This is a genomic window from Paraburkholderia sp. GAS448, from assembly GCF_050435685.1.
In the GTDB taxonomy this organism is placed as follows: domain Bacteria; phylum Pseudomonadota; class Gammaproteobacteria; order Burkholderiales; family Burkholderiaceae; genus Paraburkholderia.
In genome coordinates, this window is sequence record NZ_JBNDKT010000035.1 from 1 (window position 1) to 19,819 (window position 19,819).

At 62.2% G+C, this 19,819-nt stretch carries 17 protein-coding genes; 11 read left to right on the top strand and 6 right to left on the bottom strand.

What is annotated here, in order from left to right:
- From tnpC to P3T23_RS37715, 3 genes are all read left to right on the top strand, one after another.
- Window positions 1-1,214: IS66 family transposase (gene tnpC, locus P3T23_RS37705; protein ID WP_429321147.1), on the top strand; the 1,214-nt coding region annotated here is incomplete at its 5' end.
- Window positions 1,215-1,786: 572 nt separating this feature from the next.
- Window positions 1,787-1,897 (top strand): hypothetical protein, encoded by a 111-nt coding sequence (locus P3T23_RS37710; protein WP_429321215.1) that lies wholly within the window; start codon window positions 1,787-1,789, stop codon window positions 1,895-1,897.
- Between the two features lie 1,479 nt (window positions 1,898-3,376).
- Window positions 3,377-4,639 carry an IS110 family transposase gene (locus P3T23_RS37715; protein ID WP_429321216.1) on the top strand — a complete coding sequence of 421 codons (1,263 nt, stop codon included), beginning with the start codon at window positions 3,377-3,379 and terminating at the stop codon, window positions 4,637-4,639.
- A gap of 432 nt (window positions 4,640-5,071) precedes the next feature.
- Here the strand turns inward: P3T23_RS37715 and P3T23_RS37720 are convergent, their stop codons facing one another.
- A complete protein-coding gene (locus P3T23_RS37720) occupies window positions 5,072-6,139 on the bottom strand; it encodes an AraC family transcriptional regulator (RefSeq protein ID WP_429321148.1) in 1,068 nt (355 codons plus the stop codon).
- A 154-nt stretch (window positions 6,140-6,293) separates the two neighbouring features.
- Between P3T23_RS37720 and P3T23_RS37725 the strand changes: the two genes are divergently transcribed.
- The 8 genes from P3T23_RS37725 to P3T23_RS37760 all read left to right on the top strand — a co-directional run bounded on the left by P3T23_RS37725 (window position 6,294) and on the right by P3T23_RS37760 (window position 13,527).
- Window positions 6,294-6,698 carry a carboxymuconolactone decarboxylase family protein gene (locus tag P3T23_RS37725; RefSeq protein ID WP_429321149.1) on the top strand — a complete coding sequence of 135 codons (405 nt, stop codon included), beginning with the start codon at window positions 6,294-6,296 and terminating at the stop codon, window positions 6,696-6,698.
- A 45-nt stretch (window positions 6,699-6,743) separates the two neighbouring features.
- Window positions 6,744-7,799, top strand: coding sequence for a 3-keto-5-aminohexanoate cleavage protein (locus tag P3T23_RS37730; protein ID WP_429321150.1), 1,056 nt, complete (start codon window positions 6,744-6,746; stop codon window positions 7,797-7,799).
- Between the two features lie 83 nt (window positions 7,800-7,882).
- On the top strand, window positions 7,883-9,160 hold the full coding sequence (locus P3T23_RS37735) for an MFS transporter (protein WP_429321151.1): 1,278 nt from the start codon (window positions 7,883-7,885) through the stop codon (window positions 9,158-9,160).
- Window positions 9,161-9,162: 2 nt separating this feature from the next.
- A complete protein-coding gene (locus P3T23_RS37740; RefSeq protein ID WP_429321152.1) occupies window positions 9,163-9,999 on the top strand; it encodes an SDR family NAD(P)-dependent oxidoreductase in 837 nt (278 codons plus the stop codon).
- A 61-nt stretch (window positions 10,000-10,060) separates the two neighbouring features.
- The gene (locus tag P3T23_RS37745) at window positions 10,061-10,138 is read left to right on the top strand and encodes a hypothetical protein (RefSeq protein ID WP_429321217.1); all 78 of its coding nucleotides are present in this window, start codon (window positions 10,061-10,063) and stop codon (window positions 10,136-10,138) included.
- A 103-nt stretch (window positions 10,139-10,241) separates the two neighbouring features.
- Complete coding sequence (locus P3T23_RS37750; protein WP_429321153.1) at window positions 10,242-11,879, top strand: 3-(methylthio)propionyl-CoA ligase; 1,638 nt, start codon at window positions 10,242-10,244, stop codon at window positions 11,877-11,879.
- An 80-nt stretch (window positions 11,880-11,959) separates the two neighbouring features.
- Window positions 11,960-13,114, top strand: coding sequence for a porin (locus tag P3T23_RS37755; RefSeq protein WP_429321154.1), 1,155 nt, complete (start codon window positions 11,960-11,962; stop codon window positions 13,112-13,114).
- Window positions 13,115-13,143: 29 nt separating this feature from the next.
- Entirely contained in the window at window positions 13,144-13,527 is a 384-nt protein-coding gene (locus P3T23_RS37760; protein ID WP_429321155.1) for a BON domain-containing protein, read from the top strand.
- Window positions 13,528-14,068: 541 nt separating this feature from the next.
- Here P3T23_RS37760 and P3T23_RS37765 read toward each other — a convergent pair.
- From P3T23_RS37765 to P3T23_RS37785, 5 genes are all read right to left on the bottom strand, one after another.
- Window positions 14,069-15,343 (bottom strand): cytochrome P450, encoded by a 1,275-nt coding sequence (locus P3T23_RS37765; protein WP_429321156.1) that lies wholly within the window; start codon window positions 15,341-15,343, stop codon window positions 14,069-14,071.
- Window positions 15,340-16,383, bottom strand: coding sequence for a biotin synthase BioB (gene bioB / locus P3T23_RS37770; RefSeq protein WP_429321157.1), 1,044 nt, complete (start codon window positions 16,381-16,383; stop codon window positions 15,340-15,342). The genes P3T23_RS37765 and bioB overlap by 4 nt, the downstream gene beginning before the upstream one ends.
- A 25-nt stretch (window positions 16,384-16,408) precedes the next feature.
- A complete protein-coding gene (locus tag P3T23_RS37775) occupies window positions 16,409-17,293 on the bottom strand; it encodes a TauD/TfdA dioxygenase family protein (protein WP_429321158.1) in 885 nt (294 codons plus the stop codon).
- Complete coding sequence (locus P3T23_RS37780) at window positions 17,286-18,884, bottom strand: class I adenylate-forming enzyme family protein (protein ID WP_429321159.1); 1,599 nt, start codon at window positions 18,882-18,884, stop codon at window positions 17,286-17,288. The genes P3T23_RS37775 and P3T23_RS37780 overlap by 8 nt, the downstream gene beginning before the upstream one ends.
- Window positions 18,885-18,946: 62 nt before the next feature.
- The gene (locus tag P3T23_RS37785; RefSeq protein WP_429321160.1) at window positions 18,947-19,576 is read right to left on the bottom strand and encodes a GntR family transcriptional regulator; all 630 of its coding nucleotides are present in this window, start codon (window positions 19,574-19,576) and stop codon (window positions 18,947-18,949) included.
- Window positions 19,577-19,819: the final 243 nt, after the last annotated feature.

Consider the following 19,819-nt stretch of genomic DNA (forward strand, 5'->3'; position numbering starts at 1 on the left):
ACGTCAGCGAACAGTTGCACGTCGAGGTCAAGTGGACAGTCCGCAAGAACGTGCGTTCCAAGTGGGCGTGCCGGCACTGCGAGCGGCACGCCGAACATACCCCGGTCGTGCTTGCGCCGATGCCGGTTCAGCCGATCCCGGGCAGCCATGCAGACGCATCGGTGATCGCGACGGTCGCGACCGCGAAGTACGTCGACGGCATGCCGCTGTACCGGATGCAGGAGGCACTCGCGCGCTGGCAGATCCCGGTGAGTCGCGGCACGCTCGCCCACTGGATCATTCGCCCCAGCGAACTGCACTACAGCCGCCTGTACGATGCACTGCATAAAACGTTGCTGTTGCAGCCGCTGATCCACGGCGATGAAACGACGGTTCAGGTACTCAAGGAACCCGGCAGATCCGCGCAGAGCAAGAGTTACATGTGGTGCTACCGCAGCGCCCAGGACTGCGCCGAGCCCGTGGTGCTGTTCGAGTACCAGCCGGGGCGTGGCCAGGAGCATCCGAAGAAGTTCCTCGGCGACTACAGCGGCATGCTGATGAGCGACGGCTACAGCGCCTGGCGCACCTTGAAAAAGGCAAAGCACTTCGGCTGCATGGCTCACGCCCGCAGGCTGTTCGTCAAGGCGGACAAGGCCGCCGCGAAAAAGACGGACTCCGGCAAGCAGAAGATCCCGAACGCTCGCGTGGCGAAGGCGCTTGAGTACTTCCAGGCCCTGTACCGTGTCGAGGCGCTGGCCAAAGGCGATCTGCCTGCTGGCCTGACGCGAGCCGACTACACGTACGACCTGCGGCAAAAGCACAGTGTGCCGCTGCTTGAGTCCTTCAAGGCATGGCTCGATGAACTGGCGCCGAAGGTCGCGCCCCAGAGCCTGCTCGGCAAGGCGATTGCCTACACGCGCAACCAATGGGAATATCTCAGCCGCTACGTCACTGACGGTTGCGCCGCAATCGATAACAACGTGATCGAGCGCGATATCAGGCCGTTTGCCACTTCGAGAAAATCGTGGCTGTTCAGCGACACGGTTGATGGCGCAAAGGCCAGCGCCACGATCTACAGCCTGGTCCTCACATGCCGGGCCTGCGACGTCGAGCCGTACGACTATCTGCTGCATGTACTCACGGAGCTGCCGCAGCGTGCGCCGGATGCCGACGTGACCGACCTGCTGCCGTTCAACTATGCGCGGCAACAACAGGCCAAGGCACAGACCGGCTGACGCACCGAACGCGCGCCGGTCATCATGACTGCGCGCGCTCCCATCACCCCGATGCAGACATCGCCGGTTGATCTTAACCGCCGCGGTGCGGCTACGCTCGGCCGTCACTTGCAAATGATTCTCGATTCGGCGTGCTAAATTCACCGCTTACGGTCATTCAGCAGATCAGTCTGGGCTTTGGAATCAGCCTTGCGGGGTTCACGCTATATCTGTCTGCGGGTGAAACGGGTCGGTTGACGGTGAGCGATTTTACGTTGTCATTCGTCGCGCTGGGTATCGTGACCTTGTTGTCGATACCCGTTTACCTGGCGCTGGATCGGAACGCGGGCGCAAATATGAGAGATCGCGGTGGCTCGTTAGCGAGGTGAGCTACTTGCAACTACTCGCAGTGGATTCGCCCGGTGCGGCCGTACTTGCCGGTTGATGCGATATATGAATTTTGATAGGCACCAGCTGGATGCTACGGGAGGGCTGTGGAGATAAACCAGGCGGAGTAAAACAGGATTTGCAGACTCGCTTTCTCCGAAGGAGCACGCAAAATGAATGCGCCTGACACAGCCCTCTCATAGCATCTGGAAACATTTCTCGTAGTCGTCGAAACACGACATTTCGGCCGAGCGGCTCATGCCTTGAACGTCACTGACATGCTCAGCCGAGCCGTAAAAGACATCTCGATTATTTGACACCGTTCCGGACCTAGGTACGTTAAAGTCAGTCGAACATGGTTCCCAAAGCCGGCGGTAGCCAATCCTGCCATCGGCGCGCCGCTTCGCTATCATGAGCGGCATGGATGCGACGACTTCTCCCAATTGCCGCCGGCTGCCCAGACCTACATCCGCGCGCTCGAAGCGCGGGCCGCCGACGCCGCCCAGCGTATCGCCGTATCGCCGAGCTCAGCGAGCGAATCAAGCTGCTCGAGGGGTTGACCAACGTCGGTGCAGTTAAAGGTGAGCGATGGGATCCGGAAGGACGCACGTTTAGCTGAGGCCAGGCGGGCGCGGCGGCCGCACCGCGGCGTAACAGTGGCGTCGGTAATGTGTGTAAGCTTGCTACGGGAACGTGCTGGACCAGTAGGAAACACTCCGGCAGGCGTGGGGCGAGGGCGATTTTTTCAGTGCATCTGTGGTGACGGTATACCTGACGGTATCCGGTCTACCACCATCAAGAAAAGCCTTTAAATTCAATGATATTCCGATGCAAAAGATAATAGAGTGGGAGTAGGCGTGCTAAAAATCATATTTAAAATCAATGACATACGTTTCGTATCAGATTATTCGCGGAAGCTCTAAATTCGCGAGAATAGGGCGCTAACTGATTGAAAAATATGAGGGTTTTTGTCATTTCAATCTGTACCCTTCCGGTTGCAGCGGGCCCAGTTTGACGGTATTTCTGACGGTATACGCGGGCAGCCTGTGCAGAGGTCTGCTTGATACCGTCAGAGGCGTTGACGGTATACGTGACGGTATCTGGAATCGTGTGACAGGGGGCCTGATTGCTGTGACGCCGATATGTCAGTAGTTCGATTTCACGGGTGTTCCGGCTCCTGATCACACTCCTGATTGTCGTTGGATAACAAATTAGGATGACATAGTTTATTGAGAGTTGACTTGCTCGCGCCTCGATCTTCGCGAGCCGGACCCCATGTCAGATCGAGCGTCCGTCAATAGACATCGGGAGGGGAGCGGCCACGAGGCGCGTACCATCGGTTTGACGTTCAGACGTCGGGTCAGCATCTGCAAGCGGCCATTGGACCGCAAAAGACGAACGTTACTTGATCGGCCTGAGCCGACATTCAGGTAACGACGCCCGTAATGCGGCTACCAGTCGCTTTCCTGACGTTCACCCGCTGTCAGCCGTGAATGTCAGGTCTCACTGTCTGCGGATGAGTGCTCTCGACCCGTTATAGATAGTCCGTCCCGCTTTCATCGATACTGGTGGGACTGGCAGCGAGCTGCCAGTCGAGGCGGGACATGCACCCGTGGACTACGAATATCTCGACCCAAACGCCTGGACGATTGCCGCTTTAGCTTCGAGTCCACGGGTGCGCCTGCGTCCGATAACGAATACTCAGGGTTCGCCGTGGCACCGGCTCACTATATTGCCTTCGCTGGACGCAAGCATGCATGTCCCTACCGGGTAATCTATCACTTGCGGAGGTTCACATGGCACCTCTATCGAACCAGCAATTCAAGGCTTTCGTCGGCCTCGACTGGGCCGATACCAAACATGACATCTGCCTGCAGCAGGCTGGTGACGACAGGCGCGAGTTCGACTGCATCCTTCACCAGGTTACACGCATTGATGAATGGGCAAAGGCTTTACATCAGCGCTTTGGTGGCCCGATCGCGGTCGCGCTTGAGCTGGCCACAGGGCCGATCGTCTCTGTTTTGCAGAAACATGTGTTCGTCACTCTATTCCCGATCAACCCTGCAATGCTCGCGAAGTACCGTGAGGCATTCAAGCCGAGCCGGGCCAAGGACGATCCCACCGATGCCGAACTGGCACTCGACCTGCTGCTGCGCCATCCTGAGCGGTTCAGCCAGCTCAGGCCGCAGAGCGCCGGCATGCGTTCCTTGCTGAGCCTGATCGAACAGCGTCGTGAACTGGTCGGCGACAAGACCCGGTTCACCAATCGGCTAACCAACGCACTCAAGCAGTATTATCCTCAAGCCCTGGAATGGTTCGACGACATCGACACGGTGCTGTTTTGTGATTTCCTGACCCGCTGGCCAACTCTGCCAGCAGTCAGGCGCGCGGCCAGGAAGACCCTTGAAACGTTCTTCCATGCGCACAATTGTCGCCGGGCCCAACTGATTGAGGGACGTCTGGAGTCGATCCGCTGCGCTGTGTCGCTCACTGATGATCCCGGGATCGTTGCACCTCACCGGTTGCTCGCGCTAATGCTGGTGGCGCAACTGCGCACAGCGCTGGCTGCGATCGACGTGTTCGACAAGGAAATCGCGTCAGTCGCACGCACGCTGCCCGACTTCGACCTGTTTGACAGCCTGCCCGGAGCAGGTCCGCATCTGACGCCGCGCCTGCTGGCTGCATTCGGCGAGCAACGTGAGCGCTTCAAGGGCGCTGATGAACTGCAGAAGTACTCCGGCATCGCGCCGGTCACCGAGCGCAGCGGCAAGAAGTGCTGGGTGCACTGGCGCTGGCAATGCCCGAAATTCCTGCGCCAGACCTTCGTCGAATGGGCGGGCCAGACCATCAACAAATCGTTCTGGGCGGGCGCCTACTACCGGCAACAGCGGGCGAAGGGCAGCTCGTATCAGGCCGCCGTGCGGGCATTGGCGTTCAAGTGGATACGGATCCTCTACCGCTGCTGGCAGACAGGCACGCGGTACGACGAGAGCATCTACCTCAACGCCCTGAGGAAGCGTGGTTCCCCACTCCTCAGGAACCTCGAATTTCCGGGGTAGCCCGTTCCGGTCGGCGGTTACGCAGCTGCTTCCGGGTCCGTGGGTTGCCTCCGCTTGACGTCATGTCGCGAGTTGTCCACGGCCGGCCGGCGGGTCGCCCGTTATGACCATGACGCTGGCCGGCGGTGGGCAACTCGCCAGACGAGCGCACGACGTTTCTTCCACACCCGCCGTTTCATGAATGAGCGACGCCCGAAGCTACAAGGTCAGGGATGTGGGCTGTGCATGCCCTCGGAAAAACCTTGACTGACCGCCTCAGGGCGTGATGCGGACATCCAGTTTCGGCAATGGTGCGGCGGCTGTGGGTTACTTTGCGGACATTCACACCGCGACGGCCACGAGACGATGTAGGACACCATGTTGGCGACGCAGCCCCGGCTGCCTCGCGCGCATGCCGAGCCCCGAACGCCCGATCGGGAAAACTGCGAATGCTCAGCGCCCGGCGTCCTTGCGCTTCGCCCACGCCGCCGTGGTCCGCTTTCCCCCCGGCTTCGCACGCGGACCCGGCCCTGACGCTTTGAACTGACTCGGACTACATCCGAAACGCGATCTGAACCACCGCGTGAACGTGCTCGGCTCCGAGAATCCGAGCAAGCCCGAGATTTCCGAAAATGGCCGCTCGCGCCGCTCCAGGTAGCGCAGCGCCAGTTCGCCGCGCACCGCATCCAGTATCAACGAGAAAGTCGTGTCCTCTTCGGCGAGATGCCGGTGCATTGTGCGACGGCTCATACCCATCTGCCGCGAAACCGTGTCAATCGAACTTCGACCTGAAGGCAGAAGCAGAAAAACCAGCTTGCGCACTTCGTCGGCGAGCGGGACATCGGCCACTTCATCGACGCTGCCCAGATAGCGGTGCACATATCGGCCCATGACGGGATCCGCCGAAGGCAGCGGCAGCTTGAGGTCGTTGACGTCGCAAACGATGCCCGTGAACGTATGGCCGAACTCGACGTTGGGCCCGAATACCCGCGAATGGACCGTGCGATCTGCGGGCGGCCCGTGCGTGAAGCAGACCGCTTTCGGACGCCATTCGTCGCCGAGGAAAAAACGCAGCAAGCGGAACATGACCGCGAGCGCAAGCTCGGCGCCCTGGCGCACCGGCACGCCCTGGGCCGCCAGCAGCTCCTCGCGAATGATCGCCACATTCGCCTCTTCCTCGACGCTGATGAACAGCGCCTCATTCTGCAAGTGGCTGTAACGCGCTGCGGCGTTCAGCGCGTGGCGCAGCGTCGGCTCGTCACGCACCGCCAGCGCAAGCGGACCGAGATTCGACGCCCGGCGCGTCTCGGCCATGCGCAATCCGAATGTCTCGACTCCGCTCCTCTGCGCCGACAGTTCGAGCAGCAGCGCAACCCTTTCGGCCGGAATCCTGAGGTCGGCCTCGCTCAGGCTGTCGGCCGGCAGCCCGATTTCCGCAAGCATGCGATAGGGGTCGAGCCCCGACGCGCGCGCAATGTCGGCGTAATGGGTCAGGCTCGCGCTGCGAACGAGTTTCGGCATCAGGGTCTTCCCGCGTTGTCCCCATATGTTAAAAAATTGGCCCGTAAAGTCAAGCGTCAACGAAGGCCCATACCTAGAATCGATCCATCCCCTGCTCGAATGCCGCACAAAGCGCGTTGCAGGTCTCCCCATTGAACGCGAAGGAAGTCTTCTAATGAACACGAACGGCGCCACGGCCACCCCGATCTGCGATCAACTGCGCGCCACCGGAAACTGGAATCCCGCCTGGGACGCCCTTGCCGAACTCGATCCGGTCTGGGCGGAGAAATTCATGGCGATGGGCATGCACACCGTGATGTCGGGCGTGCTGGAGCCGAAGGTCATGGAATTTCTGGCGATCGCGGTCGATGCGTCCTGCACGCACATGTATGCGCCGGGCACACGCCGGCACATTCGCAAGGCGCTCGAGTTGGGCGCCACCAGGGAAGAAATTGCGGCGGTCCTGCAGGCGGTGAGCGTTCTAGGTATCCATTCCAGCAGCCTCGGCGCGCCGATCCTGCTGGAAGAACTGGCGGCCATCGAGCAGGCAAAAATCCCCGCCGCCCACGCTGTCGATTGACTGGTCCAACCCGGCACTACCTACCCACCACAACGGAAGACAAACATGCATTTCCTCGACGATTCCCTGCTGCCTGAAAATCAGGAAAAACTCGTAATTCAGGTCGCGCCCTATGGTCCGCAATGGATCCCCGGCGATTCGCCCGATATCCCGGTCACGATTGACGAACAGGTCCAGAAAGCGGTCGACTGCTACAACGCAGGCGCGACCGTCCTGCACGTGCATGTCCGCGAAGCAGACGGCAAGGGCAGCAAGCGTCTGTCGAAGTTCAACGAGATGCTGGGCCGTCTGCGTGAAGCCGCGCCGAAGATGATCCTACAGGTCGGCGGTTCGATCTCGTTCGCGCCAGAGGATGACGGTCAGGCCGCCAGGTGGCTCAACGACGACACGCGCCATATGCTCGCCGAACTGGATCCGCGTCCGGACCAGGTGACCGTCGCGATCAACACCAGCCAGATGAACGTGATGGAGGTGATGACCGAGGCTGACATCGCCGGGACCTCGCTGATGAATCCAGCGCTACAGGCCGCCTACCGCGACATGATCGTGCCGTCCAATCCGTCCTGGCACGTCGAGCACATCCGGCGCCTCGTCGCGAACGGCATCCAGCCGCAGTTCATGTTGGGACATGTGGGGCAACTGGAAACGGTCGAGCGCCTGATTCGCCGCGGCGACTACACGGGCCCGCTGAACCTGAACTACGTGGCGCTGGGTGGCGGCGGTGTCTGGGCGCACCCGGCCGACATGCTCGAGTTCGTCCGCCGCACCCCTGACGGCGCCGTGCTCACACTCGAAACGATGAACCGCAACGTGGTGCCGATGACCACGATGGCCATCGCGCTGGGCCTGCATGTGCGTGTCGGCATCGAGGACACGCTGTTCGGCCCGGACGGCGAACGCGCAACCTCGGTGCAGCAGATCGAGAAGATGGTTCGCATTGCGCGCGAGCTCAACCGCGACATCGCCAGCGGCGAGGATGCACACCGCATTTATCAGATCGGCACCCAATGGGGTTCCGTCGACGAGACGCTGAAGCACCTTGGCATGGTGCCTAACCGGACGCCGGTGCAGGGGGGCGGATCCGCACGCAAGGCTGCCTGACCGAGAGTCACGAGGCGCGATGCGGCAGCGTACTGCATTGCGCCCCGTTGGCAAACCAGGCCCCTCAGGCATGGAGACAGACGATGTTCTGGAAAAAAAGCCCCCCTGCCGTTTTGGCATCCCTGCTGGTGATCCACCTGCTGGCACATATTGACCGCAACATGCTGCTCGGTTTCTCGCCGCAGATCATCAAGGATCTGGCGCTCAGCAACGCGCAATATGGCTTTCTGGTCGGCGCAGTGTGGGTACTGAGCTTCGGCGTGATGGCCGTGTTCATGGGAACCCTGGCGGACCGCTTCAGCCGTACCCGCGTCATCGCCGCCGGCGTGCTGATCTGGAGTCTGTGCACCTGGGCCTCCGGTCACGCGCAGAGCTTCGAGCAGATGGTCGTCGCGCGCTTTTTCGTTGCCAGCGGCGAGGCGGCCATGGTACCTGCTGCGGTGGCCCTGCTGGCTGAACTCTTCTCCGAAAAGAGGCGAGGCGCAGCAATGGGGCTGTTCTTCATGGGAATCCCCCTGGGAATCGGCTGCAGCTTCCTGCTCGCCGGCAGCTTTGGCGCCACGCACGGATGGCGGACTACGTTCTATGTACTGGGCATTGTCGGTGTCGCCGTCGCCTTGCTGCTTGCGCTGCTCAAGGAAGACCGCAGCCAGCTCGCACCGCAGGAACGCGGCGCCTCCTTCCTGCCGCAGGTGCTGGCGGTCTTGCGCGTCGTCCGGGGCAACCGTGCGCTCAGCTTCACGATCGTGGGCTTCGTGCTGGTCCATCTGGTGTTTGCCAGCTTCTCGTTCACGCAGTTGTGGCTCGTCAACGAGCGCGGCATGAACGCGGCCGGCATTGCCACCAGGATAGGCGCGCTGCAACTGGTGTTCGGTACGCTTGGCGCGGTAGCGGGCGGTGCAATGAGCGATCGCGTCGCGAGAAAGTTGCGGGGTGGACACGCGAGCTTCATGGCACTCCTCGTCGTGATCTGCGCGCCCTTGATGCTGGCCTACCGTTTCGCACCGGCCGGGTCACCACTGTTCTACATCGGCATGTGTGCTGGATTCTTCCTGCCCCTGGCGGTGTACGGCCCGGGCATGACGGCCCTTGCGAACATGACGCCACAGAACATGCGCTCAACGGTCACAGGCTTCACGATGCTGTCGATCAATGTATTTGCTCTGGCCGTCGGCACCGTGGCCGTCGGTATGGCCGCCGACCACTTCATCAAGGCTGGCGTGACCGCTCCGTTGACGGGCGTTCTGATCGCCACCGACGTGCTGGCGATCAGCTCAGCGCTGTTTTTCGCACTCGCGGCGTGCGCCTCACGCAGGCAGCGCGCGGTCGCGATAGAAAACGTACTACCTGTGAGGTCATGAAAATGCAAAAGCAACGTCAGAATCTGGAAGGGCGTGTTGCTCTCGTCACCGGTGCCGGTCGCGGCATGGGCGGTGCGATCGCCCTCGACCTCGCCAGAGCCGGCGCACGTGTCGCGATTTGCGATATCGACATGCCGGCGCTGGAAGATACGCGTGAGGCCGTGGAAGCGGCCGGCGCACCGTGTCTCGCGCTGCGCTGCGACGTCTCGTCCAGCAGCGAAGTCGCCAATCTGTTTTCCACCATCGTGGAGCGCTTCGGCACGCTGCACATCCTTGTCAACAATGCCGCCCTCGTGCCAGGCAGGCCGGAGGATACGGAGCGCCGTAACAGGCACTACGCCTATCTCACCACGGCGTTGCCGCGGCAGTCGCTGGGTTTCACCAGCAACATGAGCGACGAGGAGTGGCATCGCTACTGGGATGTCAACGTGCACGGGTTGTTCTATTGCACACGTGAAGCACTCAGGCTGATGGAGCCGCAGCGCGACGGCAGGATCATCAACATCGCGTCGATCGCCGGCATCTCGGCGATGAGCGCGCATAGCCCGCACTACAGCGCGACCAAAGGTGCGGTGGTTGCCTTCACCAGGTCGGTCGCGGCCGAAGTGGCGGGCGCCAACATCTTTGTCAACGCGATGGCGCCAGGCGGCGTGCTGACACCCGACTTCGAGCAGTATCTCCATGCAGCAGGCGAAGAAAAGCGCAACCAGTTCTGGCAGGTCATCCCGGCCGGACGTCTGGGCACGATGGAGGAATACGCATCGACGGTGACCTATCTGGCCGGCGACCACTACCTGGTCGGCCAGATCATCAGCCCGAATGGTGGCGCGGTGATATGACGGGAGCAGTGCGATGAACCCAGGCGAACCCGTCGGCAATCCCTGTATCAATATTTGCAGAATGGATCAGAACGTTAAGTTCTGCCAGGGGTGCTGGAGAACGCTCGCGGAGATAGGTCGCTGGGGACCAGATGACTGACCTGGAAAAGGCAGACCTCGCCGCATTGCTCGAACGCCGCCGCCGCGAAAGGTGTGACTTCCGGCAGCGACCCGTGACCCCGTAACAGAGAATGGATGACCGTATGAACGGCTTGATGCTACAGAAACAGTTGCTGATTTCCTCGCTTATCGTGCATGCGGATCGCCATCATGGCGATACGGAAATTGTGTCACGCCGGGTAGAGAATGATGTCCATCGTTACACCTTCCGCGATTGTCACCGTCGTGCACGTCAGATGGCCAATGCGCTCGTCAGCCTGGGCGTCAGGGCGTCCGATCGTATCGGCACGCTGGCGTGGAACGGCTATCGCCACATGGAGCTGTACTACGGCATTTCCGGCATTGGCGCGGTGATGCATACGATCAATCCGCGCCTGCACGTTGATCAGATCGCCTACATTACCGACCATGCGCAGGACCAGTACCTGTTCTTCGACCTGACCTTCCTGCCGTTGGTGAAGGCCATTGCCAGGCGCTGCAGGTCGATCAAGGCGTTTATCGTAATGAGCGACCGCGCGCACGTGCCACCCGATTCAGGCATTGCCAACCTGCTGTGCTACGAAGACCTGATCGAAGGGCATTCCGCCGACTTCGCGTGGCCGGATTTCGACGAGGATACCGCCTCCACGCTGTGCTACACGTCGGGTACGACCGGCAACCCGAAGGGCGTGCTGTACTCCCATCGCTCGTCGCTGCTGCATACCTTTGCGGCCGCGCTTCCAGACGCGCTGAACTGCTCGGCACGCGATGTGATCCTGCCGGTGGTGCCGATGTTCCATGTCAATGCGTGGGGTCTCCCGTACGTCGCGTGCATGGTCGGGGCCAAGCTGGTTTTCCCCGGTCCCGCGCTGGACGGCAAATCGCTGTACGAGCTCTTCGAAGCTGAACAGGTCACATTCTCGGCAGGTGTGCCGGCCGTATGGCAGGCCCTGCTGACCTGGCTCGAACAAGGCAGTCTGAAATTCTCGAGCATGAAGCGCACCGTCATTGGCGGTGCGGCCTGTTCGCCCGCGATGCTGCGCAAGTTCCAGGACGAGTACGGCGTGGAAGTATTGCACGCATGGGGCATGACCGAACTGAGTCCGCTTGGGACTGTCGGCGCGTTGAAGGCCAGACACCTGGCCATGCGTCCGGAAGACCGCTACGCCGTGCAGGCCAGGCAGGGCCGCGCAGTGTTTGGCGTCGATATGAAGATCGTCGGCGCGGACGGTCAGGACCTGGCCTGGGACGGGGTGACGTCAGGGGAACTGCTCGTACGCGGACCCTGGGTGGTGCGCAAGTACTTCCGCAACGAAGGGGGAAACCCCTTGCGGATCGATGCCGATGCACATGGCTGGTTTCCGACCGGCGATGTTGCGACCATCGACGCCGACGGCTTCATGCAGATCACCGATCGCAGCAAGGACGTGATCAAGTCCGGCGGCGAGTGGATCAGCTCGATCGAAATCGAGCACATCGCAAGCTCGCATCCCGCCATAGCGACTGCGGCCTGCATTGCGGCAAAGCATCCGAAGTGGGATGAGCGCCCGCTGCTCCTTGCCGTGAAGCAGCCCGATGCGCATGTGACCGCTGAGGAATTGCTGGCCTTCTTCGAAGGAAAAATCGCGAAGTGGTGGACCCCCGACGCCGTGGTGTTCGTCGATGCGGTGCCGCTCGGCGCTACCGGCAAGGTGCTGAAGAACCAGCTGCGCAAAAAGTTTCAGGACTACCTGTTGGCGTGATAAGCCAGCTCGCGATCTTTTGGGTTGTACAGCGACGTATGTCGTTACGGGTTGTTTAAAGCACAAAAACTGGAGACGCAATGAAATTGAAATACATCGCGGCGGCCGCATTGGTTGCTACGGGAAGCGCGGCACACGCGCAATCGTCGGTGACGCTGTACGGCGTCATCGATTCGGGGTTCCTCTATCAGAGCGCGAACGCCGCGAACTTCCAGTCCAAAGTCAATCTCGGGCATGTCTACGAGCTCAAGGACGGCGGCATCTATTCGAGCATCTGGGGCCTGAAGGGTACCGAAGACATCGGCGGCGGCTACAAGGTCAACTTCAAGCTGCAGGGGGCGTTCAACAGCAGCAACGGGAAGACTGGCCTGGCCGACACGCCGGGCGCTACCGCGATGTTCAACCAGCAGACGACCGTTGGCGTGTCGGGGCCGTTCGGCACCTTCGATGCGGGCCGGCAGATTGTGCCGATGATCTATGCGATGGCCGACACCGACGTCCGTAACGCCCAGTACTTCGGCTCGATCCTGACCGGGTGGCTCGGCCTGAACCAGGCCGCGGGCTGGCAGGGCACCAGCACGAACGGCCCGATCGGCGCGCTGTATGACGACAACGCGATCGTCTACCGGTCTCCGAAATTCTATGGCGCATCGCTTGCGCTCGAGTATGCGCCGGGCGGCGTCGCGGGCCAGTTCCAGGGGGGCACGCGCGAGTCGGCCGTGCTGCAGTACTCGAACTACGGCCTGAACCTCGCGGCCGTGTACTACAACGGACATGACACCAACCCGTTCACGACGACGTCCACCGGCACCATCGTCACCGCACCGTCGACCGGCCTGAACAACAACCAGTTCTACTATGTGGGCGCGCAGTACACGTTCCACGGCTTCTCCGTATCGTCGTCATACAGCCGCGCCAGGAATCCCGCGAATCCCAGCGGGCCTAAAGGGTTCACCCTCGAGATGTTTTCCGGCGGGCTCGGCTACAAGTTCAGCCCGGTCTTCAAGGTCACGTCGGGCTTCTATTACCTGCACGACCGGAACGTCGGGGCCAATCACTCGGCTGAATACGCGCTGGGCGCCGAATACAACCTGTCCAGGGCCACCCAGGCCTACGCGCAGGTCGGGTACGTCGACAACCACGGCAACATGAGCCAGACGATCACCTACGGCGCGCCCGTTCCCGAAGGCAGGTCGGCCACCGCGGCGATGATCGGCATCCGCCACAGCTTCTGATTCCACCCACACAACAACTCGAGCATTCCATGACGACAAAGAGGACCCTCAGGATCGCCGGCGCCGTACTGTTCGCGCTCGCATCCGTTCATGCCTGGGCGCAGCCGGGCGCAAGCGAAGTGAGCGCCGCTTCGAACGCAACCGCCGTCGCCGCCTCGGGCGGCAAGACAGCCAAAGACACCCGCGCGGCCAATCGTGCGCTGCGCAGGAAGGTCTACGCCGCAATCGTCAGGCACAAGGAGATCGCCGCAGGCGACATCAGTGTCGTTGCCAAGGGCGGCGCGGTGACGCTCAACGGCACGGTCGTGGACGCGTCGCAGATCGACAAGGTCGCCGAGATCGCCCAAGGCGTTCCCGGCGTGACCTCCGTGACCAACAGGCTGACCGTCAAGAAACCGTTCGGTGGCCAGTAAGCGAGGGCTCGGGCAACCGGTGCGGCAGCATCCTCCGGATTCCGGATGCGGCCGCCGCGCTGCATAGACTCAACTCCCAAGCTTCAACCGCTCAAGGTCTGCAGTGCAATCAACAGCGGCCGTTTACAGATGGTGTGCGACAGACCGCTGCTGGCCGACTGTACGCGTTGAGCCCCTTCGCCGTCAGCCGCCGGTCGAAAACATTCGCCTTGGGCAGCGGCAGCTTTTTGCGTCATATCTCAGCGCGTACAACCGGCCATCTCCAGCCGTTCGCCCACGCTCTTTCACGGACGTTCAAGGGTCGGCTCAGCACCAGACAGCGGACGGTCGCACGCCGACGGTCACGGGCAGGTCGTCGGCCGTTATAGAAGGTAGTCCGCGGCACCCCGCTGACGGTCAGTCGTGAAAGGTTTTTTTCTGCCACGACTTTCGCTTGCGTGTCCGCGGGCGCCCGCAATCTGCCTCCGTGCAAGTGGGCACGGCCCGATCCGGTTACCCGGTCCGCTAGCAGCCCCCCTGCGTCGGGCTTTACCGGCGACGCTCACCCCCTTCGATGCACCCGAAGGCTCGCGAGCCCGCGGTAGACCGGATTCCCGGTCCACCGTGGCTCCGCATCGACGAGTTCCAGCTCCGGCCAGCGTGCGAGCAGTGCGCGGAAGGCAATCTCAGCCTCCAGCAAGGTCAGCGCGGCACCGATGCACACATGCGGTCCGTGCCCGAACGACAGATGCGATCCCTCTCGCCGGGTGATATCCAGGCGGTCCGGGTCCCGATAGCGGGCCGGATCCCGATTGGCGGCCCCAATCAGGGGGACCACCAGTTCTCCACGCCTGAGCCTGCATCCATGCAGGACCAGATCCTTTGTGACGCGTCGCCCCGTGTACTGCACCGGGCTCTCGTATCGAAGCAACTCGCGCAAAGCGTTCGGCAGCAGATCCGGGGTCTGCCGCAACTGGCGCCACTGCTCCGGGTGGCTCAACAGGGCCTGCAGGCCATTGCCAAGCAGGTTGCGCGTGGTTTCGTGGCCCGCGAACAGCAACATGGCACACTGCGCCAGCATTTCTGCTCCCGATTCGACCTTGCCGCTGGCCTCGGCGTGAAGCAGGTGCGCGATCAGGTCGTCCCCCGCAGAATCTGGCAGATCCGCAGCTTGCGCGCGGCGCCGCGCCAGCAACTCCTCGAACGCGGCACACATCTTGAGCAAGCTGCTCTGGGCTCGCCGTTTCAGCCCTGAATCGGGGTCCGGTGCGCCGATGAAGGCAGCCAGATCCTCGGACCAGGCGAGAAAATCCTGCTGCTCAACGCCGTCCATGGCGAGCAGCCTTTCAATCACCCTCGCTGGCAGGGGCCTCGCCAACTCCTCCATGAAATCGAACTCTGCCACCCCGTCAAGCTTGTCCATCAAACCGGCCACCATCCGCTCGATGGCTGCGGTCGAGGCTCGCAGGGTTGCCGGGCGGAAGCCCGCGTTGAGCACCTGCCGCAGTCGCGTGTGGTCTGGCGCATCGAGAAACAGCATCGCCCGGCTGAACAGGCGCTGGAAGGGACAGAGCTCCTGACGCGCCACTTCGCTGCCCCGCATGACCCAACCTCCCGTGCGACGCGCGGAGTAGAGGGGATCGCGCAGCACGCTCTCTACATCCTCGTGCCTCGTGAGCAACCAGGCGCCGCCGAAAAATTCCTCGCTCCAGTGAATCGGGCCAGCTTCCCGCAGTTCACGATATGCGGGGTAGGGATCGCTCAGGAAAGCGGCGTCGACAATGGGGCGGCAGGCAGCCGGCAGATCGGTCCGGGTGGCAACTACCGCGGCGCTCATGCGGCCTGTCCCGAGATGCGCATCCCCAACCTGGCGAACAGGGCCTGGTCCCGTTGTGACTGCGGATTGGCCGTGGTCAGCAGCTTGTCCCCATAGAAGACGGAGTTTGCGCCCGCGAGGAAGCACAGCGCCTGCATGGATTCGTCCATTGCCTCCCTGCCTGCGGATAGCCGCACCATGGTCTGCGGCATCGTGATACGGGCGACGGCGATGGTCCGCACAAACTCGAACGGGTCGATGGGCGCGGTGCCGGCCAGCGGTGTGCCGTCCACCTGAACCAGGTTGTTGATCGGTACCGATTCGGGATAGGGATCGAGATTGGCGAGTTGCGCGATCAGCCCGGCGCGCTGCTCGCGCGATTCGCCCAGCCCAACGATGCCGCCACAACACACATGAATACCGGCGTCGCGCACGTGCGTCAAAGTGTCGAGGCGGTCCTGGTAAGTGCGCGTGCTGATGATGCGCTCATAGAACTCCGGCGCGGTATCGAGATTGTGGTTGTAGTAGTCCAGCCCTGCGTCTTTCAACCCATTCGCCTGGTCCGCGTTGAGCATGCCGAGCGTCACGCAGGTCTCCATGCCCAACGCCTTCACCTCGCGGATCATGGCGGAAACGCGCTCCATGTCACGCTCCCTGGGACTGCGCCAGGCCGCCCCCATGCAGAAGCGCGTTGCACCCTGGGCCTTGGCCGCGTGGGCGGTGGCAACGACCTCTTCAAGCGGCATCAGCTTGCTGGCCTCTACGCCCGTTTCGAAATGAGCCGATTGAGGGCAATAGCCGCAGTCTTCCGCACACCCCCCGGTCTTGATCGAAAGTAGCGTCGACAACTGCACCTCATTGGAGTCGAAATGCTGCCGATGCACCTCCTGGGCACGAAACATCAGGTCCATGAAGGGCAGGCCGTAGAGCGCCAGGATGGCCTCCACGCTCCACCGCGCAACGGTACCTGACTCGCGTGCTTGCGCGGCGGCAGTGGCGGCGGTTACTGCGGCGGCCTCGGCGCGTAGCGAGGCAAGGGGAACGATGGCAATGGGTTTCATAATTCTTCCGTTCTACGTAGCTTTTTCAGGCGCTCGGCGCCTGACCGGCGATGGTGACGCGCTGCCCATAGCGATTGAGCGGGTAGTAGTCCCAGACCGCGTGGTGTTGTGTGCATCGGTTGTCCCAGAGCACCATCGAGTTCTGCGTCCAGGGGATCCGGCAGACGAGTGACGGGGTTATCTCGATCATTCGGTAGAGCATCGCGAGCACGCACCTGCTCTCGTAGCCGGTGAGTTGAACGATATGCGAAGTAAAGCCCGGGTTGACGAACAGCAGCTTGCGGCCGGTTTCGGGATGCCGCACCACGATCGGGTGTTCGGCGGTCGGGAAACCGCCTTCGGGCACTTTGTGTCGATAGCGGCCAGCGTAAGGAATGGCGCCGTCGTGAATGGCGGTCATGTCCTCGAGCAAACTCTTGAGTCGATCCGACAGCATGTCGTAGGCGAGGTACATGTTGGCGAACATGGTGTCGCCGCCGATGCCTCCCTCTGGCATCTGCGTGACGTAAAGCATTGAGCCCATTGGCGGTTCGGCATCGCACGACACATCCGTGTGCCAGCCTTCGCCCGCCACTGACTTCGTGTGCTTGTCAGCCTTGACCTCGAAGATCTCCGGGTCCTTGCCGGGTTTTACGGCGTTGAGCGGATGCACGTGCAACGCGCCGAAGCGACGGCCGAGGCGCTTGTGCTGCTCGGGCGTCATCTGCTGGTCGCGGAAGATGACGACCAGATTCTCCAGCCACGCATGACGGATCTCGTCGAACTGTTGATCCGACAGATCGGTGGACAGATCCACGCCGCTGATTTCCGCGCCGATCGTGTGCGTCAGCGGCTTGACGCTGATGGTTTCGTAGTGCCGCCGAGGACGGCTGTTCCACGCCTCGATGGCGCTCAATCCATAGTCATTCATTGTTTGCTTCCTTTCGTGATCCCAGGTAGGTGTCTCGTAGGGTGTTCTTCGTGACCTTGCCCGCGCCGTTGCGCGGCAGCGCGTCGACAAACTCCACCAGGCGCGGCTTCTTATAGCTGGCGATGCGCGCTGCGCAGTGGCGCTGCAGCTCTTCGGCCGTGGTCGTCGTGCCGGTTCGCGTGACGACGAAGGCCGCGACTGTCTCACCCCACTCGGAGTCGGGCAGCCCCAGCACCGCGGCTTCCGACACGGCGCCATGGCTGACGAGCGCATCTTCGACTTCGCGCGCGTAGACGTTGAAACCGCCGGAGATGATCATGTCCTTGTTGCGGCCGACGATGTACAGGAAGCCGGCCTTGTCGAAGTAGCCAAGATCGCCCGTGTAGTACCAGCCGTCACGGACCGATTCGGCAAGCAGTTCGGGCCGGCGCCAGAATTGCACCTCACCGATGCCGCGATATTCGATCGTGATTTCACCGATCTCGTCCGGCGGCAGCGCGGCGCCGCCGGTGTCGCGGATCACGATGTGTACGTTGGCCGTCGGCCGTCCGCAAGACAGCAAGCGGTGCTCCTGCACCCCGTCACCGGCCACATGATCGTCTGGGTACAGCACGGTCAGCGGTTGCGCCGCCTCTGTCATGCCGTACTGCTGGCGCAGGATCGGCCCGAACGCGGCGATCGCACGCTTGATGAGCGCGGGCGGCGTCGGTGCCGTACCGTAGTGGATGCGCCGCAACGATGACAGGTCCGCCTTTGCGCCGCCTTCCACCGCGTCGACCAGGCGGGTCAGCATCGTGGGCACGAGCATGATCTGGCTGATCCGGTACTGCTCGATCAGTGCGAGCACCGCCTCCACGTCGAACCTGTCTTCGATCACGTTGCGCGCCCCGCACAGGTAGCAGGGCAGCAAATGGACTCCGGCTGCGTGCGTCAACGGGCCGACGTGCAACATCGCGTCGTCCGGACCGAGCCGATACTCCATCGCGTCGAAATGATTGGTGAGGCGGGCCTGCCAGCGCGCCAGCGAGTAGGCCACCCCCTTGGGCTTGCCGGTCGTGCCCGAGGTATAGGCGAGGCGTAGCAGATGGTCGGGGCCTACCTCGATTGCCGGCGCTGTCTCGCTCGCGGTGCGGACAAGTGTCTCGTAGTCGATCGTTCCCGGTGCCGACCATCCGAGCGCGACGACGTGCCTGAGCGACGGCACCCGGGCTGACGGCAAGCGGGCTAAGCGGGCTGCGAGCCGCGCGCCGACGTCGCGGAACTCCGGGCCGACGATCACGATGGCAGCTTCGCAGTCGTTGAGGATATCCACCTGCTCATGCAGTGTGTGGCGGGCATTCAGCGGCACGTAGGTCAGCGCGGCCTTCTCCGCCCCGAAGAAGCTGTCTACGGTCTCTTCCGAATTGGCAAGCAGTGCCGCGAGGCGCTCGCCGGGCTTCAGCCCGAGCGAAATCAGGGCGTTGGCCAGCCGGTTGCTGCGTCGTTCGACCTCATCGAACGTGATGTTGCGGCCCTGAAAGACGAGGGCGGTTCGGCTCGCGTGCTGGGCCGATGCCCAGGAGATCATGCGGCCCGCAATCTGAGTGCTCATATAATATTGTCCAATTGTCTACAATAGTGAGCGGCAAAGCACCGGAAAACCGGTGCGCTATGTCAGCCTTGTTGAAGATGCTTCACGGCTGCGACGCGCGACGCCTCGACGAGGCCCTCGAGAGCCGCTGCGGCGAGGTCGGCGTTGCCGGCCTCAAGGGCGATCACGAAGCTGCGCCAACTGGCGGCCGACTGTGTGCGGCGCTGCGGTTCGCGCAATCCGAGCCGTGTATACCGCGCCGTCTGGTTGACGAGCGACTCCAGCATCTCCACCAGCCGATGGTTGTCGCAAGCGGCGAGTAGCAGCCGACTGAGCAGCATGCTGATTTTCGCGTGTTCTTCTGTCGCGCTCTCCTGACCGCCGAGCGCTTCCAAAGTACGAACTTGCTGATCCACCGCCTTGATCAGCGCCGGCGGCGCAGGGCATATCTTGCGAGCAAGCAGGCCGATGAGGGAGCGCCGAACCTCGAAGAGGTCGTTGACTTCCTTCGCGCTGAGCTGCGTGATGTGCGCGCCGCGTTGTGGCAGGATGCGCACGACGCCGCTCTTTTCGAGGATCCGCAGCGCTTCCCGGATCGGGCCGCGGCTGACCTGGAACTGCGACGCCAGCTCCTGCTCGCGCACGCGATCGCCTGGCTGGTAGTCGCCTCGTAGCACCGCGTCGGTGATGCTCTCAGCGATCTGTTCCGGCATGGTCAGGGGCCGCAGGCTGCCGCGTCCGCCGCGCGGACCATTGCGGACCGCAACATCGGCAATGTTGTCGTCAGTGGTCGACATGATTCCGTTTGGCCTATGTAGGGTTGTAGTACTGCAGCAGCAGTCTATCATAACGTATTTGTGTTGACAATAATACAACATGCTGTGGAAGTCAAGCCGACCACTGCCCGAGGTGCTGGCGTCAATCAGGGCGCGAACCCGAGACTCGTGACCACGAAA